Here is a 12,879-nt window from a genome sequence, read left to right as displayed (position 1 = left end):
GGATAATCTTCGCTGCTGAATCCATAAGCTCTGCCTACTCGTTGTGCTCAGCACAACGGCGTATGAAGTCTATTCGTTCAGCTCGGTTCACCGTACCAACCAACTCACTTGCCTTCATTTACGCAAAATGAGTTTGTATGGTTTGCTCAACGGTTTGTAACATTTGATTGCGTGCAGCATCATTTACATCTGGTACGCTGCCAAATAATAAATGATCAATAGCCTCAATTCCTGTAAAATCAAAGATGCCTGTATCAGAAGTGATCTTCAAACCATCAGTCATGCCAATTTGGTTATAAACCTCTTTTGGAGCGCCATGTGTATTAATAATCAGCCCTTTTTTGCCCTTCAATAATTTAACGATACCCTCTTCACCTGAAGCATAAGCAAAGCCCTTTGCAAATACCCGATCTACATACCCTTTAAGTATAGCTGGAAGCCCTGTCCACCAGATCGGAGAAATAAAGATAATCACATCTGCTTCAGTGATGTACAACTGCTCATTCTTAATATCCTCAGGAATCACACCCTTTCGCATCGAAGCGATATCGGCGGCTGTAAGAACAGGCTGGAAACCAAGCTCGTATAAGTCGCGTACAACAACGTCATGTCCATTCTTTTTAAGTGTATTTACTGCAGTATCCAGAATCACATGGTTAAAGCTGTTAGTACGTGGGTGTGCATAAACAATGAGATGTTTCATTGCAGGTACCTCCCATTAAGTTATTTTATTTTTCTGGAGAAATGAATTTTACTTACGCATTATCTTTCGGATATGAGCTGACCGCCTATACCTACATTCTCTTTTTCATTTTCTTTTAATAAAACGGTAAAAGCCTGTTCCGGTGTGTTCATGATTTTTGCCGCTGTTGCCGTTAATTCCTTTACTAATTGACCTTTTTGTTCTTTGCTTAATTTCGCGCCTTCCAATGTTATTACTGGCATATTATTTTTCTCCTTCGATGGATCATTTCATATTAATTTTTCCATTTTTGATATTTATGGTCCGGACCGTTTGAATATTGAATCAATTGATGTTATCATCTTACCAGTTATTTTCATTTGGACAAGTATGCACCTTTTTGTAATATACTACCCAAAATGATAGTTAGGAGATAATCATGAATCATGAAAAAATTTTTAATTGTCCAATAGAAGCACCTATTAGCTTAATTGGCGGAAAATATAAAGCTATTATTTTGTTTTACTTAATAAACCAAACGTTGCGGTTTAATGAATTACAAAAATTCATTCCTCAAGCTACTCCTAAAATGCTGACTCAGCAATTACGCGAGCTTGAAGGAGAGGGACTTATTACTCGGACTGTTTATCCGGTAGTTCCTCCCAAAACCGAATATTCTCTTACAGAATTTGGGGAAAGTTTAATTCCAATTGTAGATGCACTTTGTGACTGGGGAAAAAATTATATAGGTAATGGATGTAGTGGGCTTAGAGCAACCCCTTCTTAAGCTAGGAGTCGGCCCGAGTAATAAAGCGAAGGAGGCAGTGATGATGAATCACTCGTTTGTACTAAAAGCAGAGTGGGATGGAGGCCGGAACAGCGAAGGCAGAATCGAAGCCGGACAACTGAAAACCGCAATTTCCATTCCAAAAGAGATGGGTGGTCCCGGCATCGGCACCAATCCGGACGAAATGCTGCTGGGCGCGGCGGCGACCTGCTATCTGATCACGCTGGCGGCGATGATGGAACGGGCCGGGCTGCCGGTACAAAAGCTGTCGCTGGAATCGGAAGGGATCGTAGATGTTACGAACAATATTTTTACGTATGTCAGCATCGCTCATAAACCCTACATTTTGTTAGAAGAAACCGCTTCGGAAAAAGATCTGGAGCATGCCCGCAAATTGGCGGAAAAGGCGGAGGGTTCCTGTATGATCTCCCGCGCCGTCGCCGGAAATGTGGCGTTATCCACCATGCCGCGCATCGAAAAAAGCGAGAATGGGGAATCTTAGGAATGTAAGCTAGGGTTGTGATTGAACGGCCCGGTTTGAAGGTTGTCTAAAGACATGAAACTAAACCCATTTTATAAACGCTTTAAACGTTTTAAGAGCCTGATTTTTCAGGCTTTTTTTGATTGGTTGTTTTCATGCCGCATTGAGGAGGCGGAACCATAATCTTAGCGTTCGATGCTGCTAACGAAACTGTGACACGCTATTGCCACCAAAATGCCACTAAATTAAATTTAACGAAACTACATAACGTTATTTGGGCAAAATCAGGCTTGATTCCCGACTATTTTGATCAATAGCGATACCCTGTTTCGTTATAAAATATATAGGTTCTATTTTGCATGAATAACGATTGCAGGTTTCGTTAGAAGCCCACATGACCTCACGGTCACCACCAACGATGAAATGCTAAAGGTTTTGTCTCAAAAAGCCAAAGCATATTTTCGTATAAAATTGAACAATGCGAATAGAGCATACATTGGTTTGGGCTATTTACGGACAAACCAAACCACGACCGGCGGCAAAACGCATTGCGGTGGACCTTTCTTCCGCCAGAGGTTTATGCCAAGATAATACGTGGGGGGATTAACGATGTTCACCGATTTTAAAATTATAGAAGGCCGGCCGCTTACGGTGCAGGTTAAAGAATATTTGAAGCAATGGATTACGAAAGGCAAAGGCAGAGTCGATCAAAAGCTTCCGTCGACACGGGAGCTGAGCACGATGTTGGGCATTAGCCGCAATACGCTGGTCACGGTGTATTCGGAGCTTGAAGAGGAGGGATTTATTTACACGGTTCACTCCAAGGGGAGTTTTGTTTCCCGGGTAGGAATCGCCTCCGTTCCATCCTGGTCGACGGATTGGCGGCAGCGTCTGAACCGCACGGCGCAGCAGGCAGTGGAATACGATCTGATGAAACGGGATTTGCGCGGCGAAAAGGGGATGATCAATTTCGCGAGCATCGCGCCGGATGAGAAGCTGTTTGATCTGGCGAATGTAAAACGCGCCTTTCTGGACCGGATGTCGCTGGAAGGGGAAATCCTGCTCAATTACGGCTACGCCAAAGGCTACAAGCCGCTGATTCAATATCTGACCGGATATATGGAAACGAAAGGTGTGGATATGGAAGGAAAGGATATTCTGATCACCAACGGTTTTACCGAAGCCTATGACATGCTCCTGTCATCCCTTGAGGTTTCTTGCAAACATATTCTTTGCGAGAATCCGACGCATCACACTGCAATCAAAATCTCCAAGCTGCACGGCTATGATATTACCGGTATTACGATGGATCCGGACGGCATCTGTCTTGAAGAGCTTGAGCGAACGCTGCGGGAGCAGGAGTTTGGCCTTGCTTTTTTGACCCCGTCTTACCATAATCCTACCGGCATCGTCATGTCGGCCGAAAAGAGGGTCGAAGTTCTGCGCCTGCTTACCGAGCACCGCGTACCGCTGATCGAAGACGGATTTAACGAAGAGCTGCGTTATTCAGGTTCGCATATGGCGCCTTTGGCTGCGTTTGGCGGGGAAGGGAACAGCATTGTTTATTTGGGCAGTTTCTCCAAGATTCTCTTTCCGGGCATCCGGATCGGCTGGATTGCGGCGGACCGGGATCTGATCGATGCGCTTGTCAGCGTTAAACGCTCGCGGAATATCCATACCTCTACATTGGATCAAGCGGTGCTGTTCCAATATTTCCATAACGGAAATTTCGAGAAGTATCTGAAACGGGCAAAATCCGAATATAAGCGGAAACATGAATTGGCGGTCCGCTACTGTACGGAGCATATTCCTTTTAAACGCCTGACCGGGTCGGGCGGACTGCATCTGTTTATCGAGCTTCAGGACGGACTTAACGCAAGGGAGATTCTTGGCGAATGTTATAAGCAAGGAGTCGTTTTCACGTCCGGGGATGTGTTTTTTACCGACGGCGGCGGAGCCAATACGCTCCGGCTCGGTTTTTCACGGGTAAGCGATGATGAGCTGGAGCGGGGAATCCAAATTATCGGCAACGCGGTCAAAAAAAGAATGGAGGCATAATGATGAAGGTTGGCGTAATTATGGGCGGCATTTCTTCCGAACGTGAAGTATCGCTGGCGACGGGCAAAGAAATGATGGCGCATCTGGACAAAACCAAATATGAAATCATTCCCATCGACATTCGCCGAAAGCAGGATCTGTTAAAGCAGGCGCAGGGGATCGATGTCGCGCTGCTTGCGCTTCATGGCAGTTTCGGCGAGGACGGAACGATTCAGGGAGCGCTTGAAACGATGGGCATTCCGTATACAGGCTGCACGCTGCTTTCCAGCGCTTTATGCATGGATAAGGATCTGAGCAAAAGGCTGCTGCGTTATGAAGGGCTGTTTACTCCGGAATGGACGTTACTGCGCAGCATGGACGATCTGCGTAACGGACGCCTTTCCCGTTTCAGCTATCCGATGGTGGTTAAACCCAACGCAGGCGGTTCCAGCATCGGGGTCACGCTTGTCAGAAACGAAGAAAAACTGCTTGAAGCGCTGCAAACGGCTTTCGTTTATGGTGAAGAGGTGCTGGTCGAGGAATATATTGAGGGCGAGGAAATCACCTGCAGCATTTTGAACGGCGAATTTTTGCCGGTGCTCTCCATCAAACCGGGAGCGGAGTTTTTTGATTATACATCTAAATATGAACCCGGCGGCAGCGATGAGCAGGTTGCCGTATTGGATGACGAGACCGCCAAGCGTGTCCGCGAGGCTGCCGAGCGCAGCTTCAGCGCCCTGAAATGCTCTGTATATGCCAGGGTGGATATGATGCTGAAGAATGGCATACCTTACATCCTTGAGGTCAATACGCTGCCTGGCATGACGGAGACCAGCTTGCTGCCGCGGAGCGCCCGTGCCGCCGGTTATACGTTCTCCGCGCTATTGGACGCGATTATTGAAGGTTCTCTTGCTGTACGGCAGGTGTCGCAACCGGCTGCTTCGGAGCAGGCTCAGTCTCAGGCGGGGTAAGGCGGCAAGAAGATGAGGAACACATTGCTCTTGTGATTAGAGTTTAGCCATTCTTCAAAGGAAAATAGAATTACTTGGAGAATATACACAGTGGACTTTATCCTCTTTGTAGGGTTCGGATTCGACACCCTCCACAAATTGGGGTGAGGTCCTTTTTAGCAGAGCAAAGAGCCTAGCGGCACTATAAAGAAAATAAAGTAAAACGCTCATAAAGCAGCAGGCCGGGAAGATTGGGCACATTTTGTAGGAATGTGCTTTGAACCCAATTCCTCGATGAACGCTCGGTTAAAAGAAACATTTGTCAGATGATGATGGGAGAGATAAGAAATGAGCTATACAGTAGACCAGATAGTCCATAAAATAGACAAGCCCTTCCTTTATGTAGATTACAATGAACTTATTGAAGAAGATATCATTATGCTTTCAAAAACCGATATAAAAAATGATTATTTTGGAGCCCCTGTTTCGCTTTATGAAGGATTAGAGGTTGTTGGATTTCAGAAGGATGAGGATATAGATGGCAGAAGGGACGATATTATTGTTGAAGGTGTGTGTATTCAAAATAAAACCGGATATTTCAGTCATGTAAAATGGATGTTGAAAATAAATGACAAAGGAATACGGTACATAAGCGATTTTTTAGAGAATGAATGTTGAAACAATGAGAGCTGCCTCAGGTCGATTGACCATGTAAAGGCAGCTCTTTTGGTGTATTCATATCACCGATTCAGTTTGAAAAACAAACGATAATCGTAGATGTTTATTGGAATGATCTCCGACGAGAGCAAGTTTTTTATTGAAGTAAGAATGTATGATTGCTGAATCAAAATCCCAGTTCCCGGGCGATCAGATCAGCCAGCGCTTCCCCGCCTTGGGGCTTGAGATGGACGCCGTCGGGTTCGAAGTAAGATTTGCCATTGCTCGCGGCATGCCAGTCAAGCAGCGTTGTATTCGGGTAAGAGGCTGCCGCTTTTTTAATGGAAGAGTTGACGACACTTTCCCAGCCGCGGGGAACCCGGGCGTTGACAAGGACAATGCGGCGTACATCCTGCAAGGAATCCAGAAGCGACATCAACTGCTTGCGGCTGAAAGGACCGTTGGTTCCAAGCTCGATGACGAGCTGGCTGCCGAGTTTGCCTTCCGCGCGCAAAGACGCGATGAGATCCGGCGCTTCCGCCATCTGTCTGCCGATCTTGCCGTCGATAACGGCACCCGGCATTTGATTCTGCAAGTAAGGTTCGGCATCTAATATAACGGAATCCCCAATGATTGTAATCGACTTGCCTTTACCGGGTTTTGCCGCAGGCGGAGCCGATTTTTTGCCGTCTTTTGCGGCCTGAGGGTCTCCCGTCTCTTGCGGTTTCGTTGACTTGGCGGTCTGCTTGGATGCTTCCGTTTTGTCTGTTGATTCCTGCTGATCCGTTTGCGGCTGTTGCTGCCCGGCATCCATGGATTCGTTCGCGGACGATCCGGAGTTACCCCGGTCGCTTGAAGAACTGTCTGCCGGGTCTGCTTCATTCTCCCCTGCTGACATGCCGCCATCTCCGGCCTTTACAGCACCAGACACAGGAGCCTTGGTCACGCCGGAAGATCCGCTTCCGGTTTGGCCGGGAGATAACGGGTTTGCGGTAACCGGCGCCGTTTGATGCTCAAGCATGGAGGCACCTACTTGCGTCCGCATCGCAAAACCGGCGCATGACACAACCGTCATGACGAGCACCGAAGCGAAAGTGATCCACCTTTTCAGCGGAATGTGGGATAGACGGATATGTCCCTTAAGCAATTTGTTCCATGATTTGCCGATTAGCCCGCCCCGTATCGGTTCCTCTATGTATTTATAGGATAAGGAGGCCAGAATGATGCTGACCGCCGATTGGATCAATGCCCGCCAAACATTCGGTTCCGAGTTCGATCCGGTCGTAAGTACGATAACGGGATAATGCCACATATATATGCTGTAGGATCGGACCCCGAGCCAGCGCAGCGGCTTCATGCCAAGCAGCCTTCCGGTCAAAGTGGCGGGATGGGCGGCGGAAGCGATGATCATGGCCGCTAGTACCGACAACAGCAGGAATCCACCGGGATACAAAAAGGATTCGTATTCATTGGTTTGCCATACCATCATAAACACGGCTGCAATACCAAAGATGCCTATGGCATCGAGGGCAAGCCATGTTTTGACGGACACCCTGGCGGACAATTTCCGGCTGGGCCACAAAATGCTGAGCGCGGCGCCGATCAAAAGGGAAAAGGCCCGGGTATCGGTGCCGTAATAAACACGGCTGGGATCACTGTCTGGCTTATAAAGCAGCAGCATCGCGAACGCAGATAGCGCAGCCGCTCCGATAATGAAGAGAAACACCGGCCCGCGTTTCTTCAGCCGGCGCATGCCAAGCAGCAGCAGCAGTGGCCATAGCAGATAAAATTGCTCTTCGACCGCAAGGGACCACATATGTCCGAACGGCGATACCGGCCCGAATTTTTCGAAATAAGAAACCTGATGAAAGATCAGATACCAGTTATTTACGTAAAAAAGCGAAGAAACGACATCACCGCGCAGCACAGGGATTAGAGAAGGGTTAAATATCGTTACCCAGGCCACTACTGCAGCCATCATGACGAGCATGGCCGGAAGGAGCCTTCTGCATCGCCTGATCCAAAAATCTTTCAGGTCAATCGTATGGGTGCGGCTCCATTCCGAGGTTAATAAATCGGTAATTAAATAGCCGGATAATACAAAAAAGATACTTACGCCAAGCAGCCCTCCAGGCGCCCAGTTTACGTTCAAATGATATAATACGACAAAAAATACGGCCAGTGTCCGCAGACCGTCAAGACCTGGCATATAACGTTTATTAGAATGAAGTTGATTAGACATATATATAAACCCTGCTTTCCTGGCAGGATGCATTTGATAGGGCCCCAATTATGTAAATCGATGATTTCATTTCCCTTATATTCATTTCGATGATGCCTCCGTACAAGATGATGTTCGCAAGTGAAGTGGTCACAGGTACTTACTTTACCACATCGGCTTTCAGTTAAGGTTACAAAAAGATTGCGTTCCTATCACATTTTGTTCATGATAAACATGCTAGGCGATTTCTATTTCAGGGAAGGGAAGATGGGTATGGAAATTAAAAGATTCAGTGATTTTTCCGCTGCGCAGCTCACCCAATTATGGAATGATGGATTTAAAGGATACGCTACGGATATGACACTGAGCGTTGATGCTTTCATTAAGCGGATTCCGGATAATCATCTGTCTATGGAGGATTCCATCGTTCTATGCGAAGACGGCCAAGCCGTAGGATTTGTCATGAGCGGTTTCCGCGTGGTTGACGGCCGATTAACCGCCTGGAATGGCGGAACGGGCATCATTCCTGAATACAGAGGCAAAGGATACGGCAGGGCGCTCATCGGAGCGGCGTTGGACGTGTACAGAGAAAAAGGCGCGGAGATTGCTCTTCTTGAGGCGTTGAGCCAAAACGAACCCGCAATCAGGCTGTATTCGAAGATGGGGTACCAAATCATCGATAAATTGAGATTTTACGAACAAAAAGAGGGCTTTCAGCCGGAGGTATTCGCCTCAGACGCCTCTCATACCTATCAATTCCGCTTTGGCTTGCCACAGGATTTGCAAGCGCTCCGTCTTCCGGCCGAAAGCATGCCTTGGCAGACCCAATGGGAGAATATCGCGGGCGGAGAATCGGTTGTGGCTGCGGATGCGAACGGGCAGGTCGCCGGTTACGCTTTATATAAAAGAGCGTTTGATATAAACGGGGAACATAATGCAACTAACCTGTACCAATGCCGGGTGGTCAAGGCTGAAGAAGAGCAGGCTCCTGAATTGTTAAAAGCGCTGCTGGCTCATGTGTATGCACCGCTTGAGAAAAAAGTTTTGCGGCGAACCGTAAATCTTCCATTATCTCAGGAACCGCTCGTTCGAGTCTTGGAAGCCGCAGGGTTTCAGCCATGGATTGACCAAGTACATATGAAATGTGTACTGAAAGCGTAGAATAAAAAATATGGTAAAAATTATGAAAATAGTTTAAACTGGATTTGATTTGCTTAACGAAAGGCGGTGCTTCCATTGGTATAAGGATTTGAACTGCACAGACAATTGAATAGTTCAGCATACCTTGATCCCATGGAGGAACCGAAAATGAAAGAGATTCAGCAGATTACAGAACAACTGGACCATCTCCTTAGCGAATATATTTCGCTTGACCTTGCAGCTGCAGGATTGGCAGTTGGGATTGTCTATGATCATCAGCCCATCTATGCCAAAGGGTTTGGCCGCAAGAACACGGATACAGGGGAACCAGTGGACGAGCACACACTGTTTCACATGGCTTCCATCGCGAAGACGTATGTGGCCACCGCAGTCATGCAGCTCGCTGAGCAGGGAGCGGTCCAACTGGACGAGAAGATTACCGCTTACCTGCCTTATTTTCACCTGCGCGATGAACGCTGTCGGAATATTACGGTAAGACAGCTGCTTAGCCATACCTCCGGCATGCCTGACGAGGATGAATATGAATGGGATCGTCCGCAGTTTGACGAAGCTGCGCTGGAGCGTTACGTACGCAGCATTTCGGGGCGGGAGCTGATGTGGGATCCGGATCTCGGAAAATATGAATATAGCAATATCGGCTTTGAAATTTTAGGGGATTTGATCGCCAAGGCGTCGGGAATTCCGTTCGAACAGTACATGAAGGAGCATATTCTGGATCCTCTTCGGATGAAGACAAGCAGCTTTTTTAAGCCGGAGGTCGATGAGCGATTATTGGCGAGTCCCCATATTATGGGGATGAATCATTCATTCGGAGCGAAGGTAAGCGATATTTATCCGTATAACCGCGCACATGGGCCAAGCTCGACGCTGCTGACCAGTGCGGTCGAATCCTGCAATTATGCGATGGCTTATTTGAATCGGGGCTGTCTGAACGACGCGCGGATTTTAAGCGAATCCAGCGTGAATGAGGTCTGGCGGGAAGTTGCGCCGGCGGATGATTTCGGTTATTTCCGCAACATCGGGCTTAGCTGGTTCATGGGTCAGTATAGGGGTTTTGAAGCCAAAGCCCATGGAGGTTCTGATACCGGTTTCCGTTCCAATTTGGTTCTCCTACCAGAGAAAGGGATTGCGGTTACCATGATGTTCAACACGGATTATCTTGGACTTCATTCCGTCAACAATGCCATTTTGGATGTTCTTCTGGGCGAGAAGGTGAAGGCAATCCCACGCTCGCTAACGATGCATGTGGCGGGAGTGTTGGCAGCCGAAGGAATTGAGGCCGCTATCCATGAACACGCCGCTGCTTCGGACCGTGCAGCTCTGGGCTTCGTGCCCGCGGATATGGATTTCAGCTTCCGCTACATTGCTCAGCGCCTTTTTCATAAAGGTGAACGCGAAAATGCGGTCAAGGTGCTGGAGCTAGCCATGCGGCTGGAACCGCAAGCAGAAGAACTGCGCCTTATGATGAAGGAACTGACCTCGAAACCTTGACTAAAAAATTCCAACTTTCACATAAGCCATGGATGCATTTTGTCCATGGCTTCCTTGTTCGGGGGGCCCCGCAAAGTAATCGGAATTAGCTTCGAAGGATGCACGTCACTTTGTGGGGTTATTTTGACACGGGGCTCCCCGCAAAGTAATCGGAATAAGCTTCGAAGGCCACACAGCACTCAGTACTTTTGCTTCGCAAAAGCGCCCCTCTATGAGAGGCGCCCTTACTTCTTTCCGATACGCTTTGTGGGGTTATTTTGTTCCGGAAGCCCAGCAAGAAGGATGAATCTTATGAAAGAAGGTGCCGTACGTTGGATCTATATTTTAGGGATAACTTCTTTAACGCAGGTTATACGGAAATCATCAATGAAAGGCATGAGCCTGCAGGCAGTCTAGATTTAAAAAGCGCTTTGGGATCGTCGCTGGATGTGATTGGAGCGGATGGAACAGTGGCCTGCAGCGGGAGGTTCCGCATGATGTCGAACAAGTGGGAAGTCAGAGGCCCGGAAAGCCGCCTGCTCGGAGTGCTGCGTCATCAATTGAGCTTGATGTCCAAAAAGTTTATCTATGAGACGGAAGGGAGAGGAATTTACGAAATTTTTTCGCCGGCCTTTTCCAAGGAATACTCTATTGCCGATGAAAGCGGAGTTGCTGTAGCCCGCTTTGAAAAAATTAATGGATGGTTTGAGTCCGGAGCCTACTGTCTCCGCAACGGAACTGAAAGGCTGGGAAGTTATGAACTGATCGCCGTCGTCATGGGTGTTCATGAAACGAACAAACGGGAAGCCAATGTTCCTTATGCGAATATGCCGTAGGGCTTATTCCCTGCTTGCGAAGTGTTTTGACGTGAAGAGCTGTTATACGAAAGACGCTTGTATTGCTGCCGTAGGGCTGTTATGATATGTGCGTATTGAAATCGGTTACAACAGAACATTATCATTTTAGGGGGAAGCTTCATGGCTAACACAAGTATCATTCTGCGCGTTGAACTTGATCATGAAAAGGTCAGCTTTGGGGATGTGGCTGCCGCAATCAGCAAATCGGGCGGCGATATCACCTCCATTGACGTGATCAGACCTGGCAAGGATTTTTCCGTGAGAGACATTACAGTGGAAGTCGTGGATACGGAAGAGGAAAAGGTGGTCGAATCGCTTAGACAGCAGGATGGGATCAAGCTGATTAACGTTTCGGACCGGACATTCCTCGTTCATTTGGGCGGCAAAATCAAAATTCAGCCGACGGTTCCGATTAAAAACCGGGATGATTTGTCCCGCGTATATACTCCTGGAGTGGCCAAGGTTTGTACGGCTATTCAAGAGAATCCGGATAAAGCCTATTCGCTTACGATCAAGCGGAATACGGTGGCCGTTGTCAGCGACGGAACGGCTGTGCTTGGTCTCGGGGATGTGGGGCCTTATGCGGCCGCTCCCGTAATGGAAGGCAAGGCGATGTTGTTTAAGCAGCTTGCCGGCGTAGATGCATTTCCAATCTGTCTGGACACGCATGACACGGAGGAACTCATCCGGACCATCAAGGCGATCAGCCCGATTTTTGGCGGCATCAACTTGGAGGATATCAGTTCTCCGCGCTGTTTCGAAATCGAAAGAAGGTTGACGGAGGAACTGGACATTCCTGTGTTCCATGATGATCAGCACGGTACGGCCGTTGTCGTGATCGCAGGTCTGCTGAATGCGTTAAAGGTGGTCAATAAGAGGATCGAAAACATTCGTGTCGTTGTCAATGGCGTTGGCGCCGCAGGTGTGTCCATCTGCAAGATGCTGCTCAGCGCAGGCGTAACCAAGCTGGTGCCTGTAGACCGGGACGGTGCAATTGTTAGAGGTGGTACATATCCCTATCCGATGTGGCAGTGGCTTGCAGAACAGCCTCAGATTGAGGATGTGGAAGGATCGCTCAAAGACGTGATCAAGGGTGCGGATGTGTTTATCGGCGTATCCCGCGGGAATTTGTTGAATGGGGAAGATATCCGGGGCATGGCACCGGACCCGATCGTTTTCGCCATGGCCAATCCGGTACCGGAAGTACCGCCTGAAGAGGCGATCCCTCATGCCAGGGTGTTTGCTACCGGAAGAAGCGACTATCCGAACCAAATTAACAACGTGCTTGTCTTCCCGGGTTTATTCCGCGGCGCACTGGACTGCAGAGCACGCTGCATCAACGAGCCGATGAAGCTGGCTGCCGCGCGCGCCATCGCATCGGTTATCAGCGGCGGCGAATTAAATGAACTTTATATCATTCCAAGTATATTTAACGAGCAAGTTGTCGTGGAAATACGCAAAGCGGTTGTACAAGCTGCCATCCTGACCGGTGTAGCCCGGAGAATTCCGAAGGAATTCAGATAAAAGCACAAGATTCCGCTGCTTATACAAATCCCCCTGTCCTTATCTCATAAAT

12 protein-coding genes are annotated in these 12,879 nt (G+C 48.2%); 9 read left to right on the top strand and 3 right to left on the bottom strand.

The features are described from left to right. Positions 1-118: 118 nt before the first annotated feature. Together L6442_RS19940 and dmpI are read right to left on the bottom strand one after the other, a co-directional pair. Positions 119-703 carry an NAD(P)H-dependent oxidoreductase gene (locus L6442_RS19940; protein ID WP_212976790.1) on the bottom strand — a complete coding sequence of 195 codons (585 nt, stop codon included), beginning with the start codon at positions 701-703 and terminating at the stop codon, positions 119-121. A gap of 59 nt (positions 704-762) precedes the next feature. Beyond that, the gene (gene dmpI / locus L6442_RS19935) at positions 763-945 is read right to left on the bottom strand and encodes a 4-oxalocrotonate tautomerase DmpI (RefSeq protein WP_194231183.1); all 183 of its coding nucleotides are present in this window, start codon (positions 943-945) and stop codon (positions 763-765) included. Positions 946-1,121: 176 nt separating this feature from the next. Here dmpI and L6442_RS19930 point away from each other — a divergent pair, with 176 nt between their 5' ends. From L6442_RS19930 to L6442_RS19910, 5 genes are all read left to right on the top strand, one after another. Beyond that, positions 1,122-1,469: a winged helix-turn-helix transcriptional regulator gene (locus L6442_RS19930; RefSeq protein ID WP_212976789.1), complete on the top strand. Its 348-nt coding sequence runs from the start codon at positions 1,122-1,124 to the stop codon at positions 1,467-1,469. Positions 1,470-1,512: 43 nt separating this feature from the next. Next, complete coding sequence (locus L6442_RS19925; RefSeq protein ID WP_212976878.1) at positions 1,513-1,971, top strand: OsmC family protein; 459 nt, start codon at positions 1,513-1,515, stop codon at positions 1,969-1,971. Positions 1,972-2,559: 588 nt separating this feature from the next. After that, the gene (locus L6442_RS19920; RefSeq protein WP_194231185.1) at positions 2,560-4,008 is read left to right on the top strand and encodes an aminotransferase-like domain-containing protein; all 1,449 of its coding nucleotides are present in this window, start codon (positions 2,560-2,562) and stop codon (positions 4,006-4,008) included. 2 nt (positions 4,009-4,010) lie between these two features. Beyond that, complete coding sequence (locus L6442_RS19915; RefSeq protein WP_212976877.1) at positions 4,011-4,958, top strand: D-alanine--D-alanine ligase; 948 nt, start codon at positions 4,011-4,013, stop codon at positions 4,956-4,958. A gap of 327 nt (positions 4,959-5,285) precedes the next feature. Further along, the gene (locus L6442_RS19910) at positions 5,286-5,615 is read left to right on the top strand and encodes a hypothetical protein (protein ID WP_194231186.1); all 330 of its coding nucleotides are present in this window, start codon (positions 5,286-5,288) and stop codon (positions 5,613-5,615) included. Positions 5,616-5,781: 166 nt separating this feature from the next. Here L6442_RS19910 and L6442_RS19905 read toward each other — a convergent pair whose 3' ends face one another. Next, a complete protein-coding gene (locus tag L6442_RS19905) occupies positions 5,782-7,836 on the bottom strand; it encodes an acyltransferase family protein (protein ID WP_212976788.1) in 2,055 nt (684 codons plus the stop codon). A 252-nt stretch (positions 7,837-8,088) separates the two neighbouring features. On the opposite strand from L6442_RS19905, the gene L6442_RS19900 reads away from it, so the two are divergent. The 4 genes from L6442_RS19900 (at position 8,089) to L6442_RS19885 (ending at position 12,827) form a co-directional block, all read left to right on the top strand. Then, the gene (locus L6442_RS19900) at positions 8,089-8,976 is read left to right on the top strand and encodes a GNAT family N-acetyltransferase (RefSeq protein ID WP_212976787.1); all 888 of its coding nucleotides are present in this window, start codon (positions 8,089-8,091) and stop codon (positions 8,974-8,976) included. Positions 8,977-9,123: 147 nt separating this feature from the next. Continuing rightward, the gene (locus L6442_RS19895; RefSeq protein WP_212976786.1) at positions 9,124-10,467 is read left to right on the top strand and encodes a serine hydrolase domain-containing protein; all 1,344 of its coding nucleotides are present in this window, start codon (positions 9,124-9,126) and stop codon (positions 10,465-10,467) included. A gap of 311 nt (positions 10,468-10,778) precedes the next feature. Then, positions 10,779-11,282 carry a hypothetical protein gene (locus L6442_RS19890; protein ID WP_194231190.1) on the top strand — a complete coding sequence of 168 codons (504 nt, stop codon included), beginning with the start codon at positions 10,779-10,781 and terminating at the stop codon, positions 11,280-11,282. Positions 11,283-11,423: 141 nt separating this feature from the next. Then, a complete protein-coding gene (locus L6442_RS19885) occupies positions 11,424-12,827 on the top strand; it encodes an NAD-dependent malic enzyme (RefSeq protein WP_212976785.1) in 1,404 nt (467 codons plus the stop codon). Positions 12,828-12,879 lie beyond the last annotated feature (52 nt).

This window comes from Paenibacillus azoreducens (genome assembly GCF_021654775.1).
Lineage (GTDB): Bacteria > Bacillota > Bacilli > Paenibacillales > Paenibacillaceae > Paenibacillus_AQ > Paenibacillus_AQ azoreducens.
The sequence above is the reverse complement of the archived record's forward strand: the minus strand, read 5'-3'. Positions and strand labels throughout refer to the sequence as shown.

Bases quoted from the DNA above. Each gene is read 5' to 3' on its own strand.
- L6442_RS19940 (WP_212976790.1), bottom strand. From the start codon at position 703: ATGAAACATCTCATTGTTTATGCACACCCACGTACTAACAGCTTTAAC.
- L6442_RS19910 (WP_194231186.1), top strand. From the start codon at position 5,286: ATGAGCTATACAGTAGACCAGATAGTCCATAAAATAGACAAGCCCTTC.
- L6442_RS19920 (WP_194231185.1), top strand. From the start codon at position 2,560: ATGTTCACCGATTTTAAAATTATAGAAGGCCGGCCGCTTACGGTGCAG.
- L6442_RS19895 (WP_212976786.1), top strand. From the start codon at position 9,124: ATGAAAGAGATTCAGCAGATTACAGAACAACTGGACCATCTCCTTAGC.
- L6442_RS19885 (WP_212976785.1), top strand. From the start codon at position 11,424: ATGGCTAACACAAGTATCATTCTGCGCGTTGAACTTGATCATGAAAAG.
- L6442_RS19900 (WP_212976787.1), top strand. From the start codon at position 8,089: ATGGAAATTAAAAGATTCAGTGATTTTTCCGCTGCGCAGCTCACCCAA.
- L6442_RS19905 (WP_212976788.1), bottom strand. From the start codon at position 7,836: ATGTCTAATCAACTTCATTCTAATAAACGTTATATGCCAGGTCTTGAC.
- dmpI (WP_194231183.1), bottom strand. From the start codon at position 945: ATGCCAGTAATAACATTGGAAGGCGCGAAATTAAGCAAAGAACAAAAA.
- L6442_RS19925 (WP_212976878.1), top strand. From the start codon at position 1,513: ATGAATCACTCGTTTGTACTAAAAGCAGAGTGGGATGGAGGCCGGAAC.
- L6442_RS19915 (WP_212976877.1), top strand. From the start codon at position 4,011: ATGAAGGTTGGCGTAATTATGGGCGGCATTTCTTCCGAACGTGAAGTA.
- L6442_RS19930 (WP_212976789.1), top strand. From the start codon at position 1,122: ATGAATCATGAAAAAATTTTTAATTGTCCAATAGAAGCACCTATTAGC.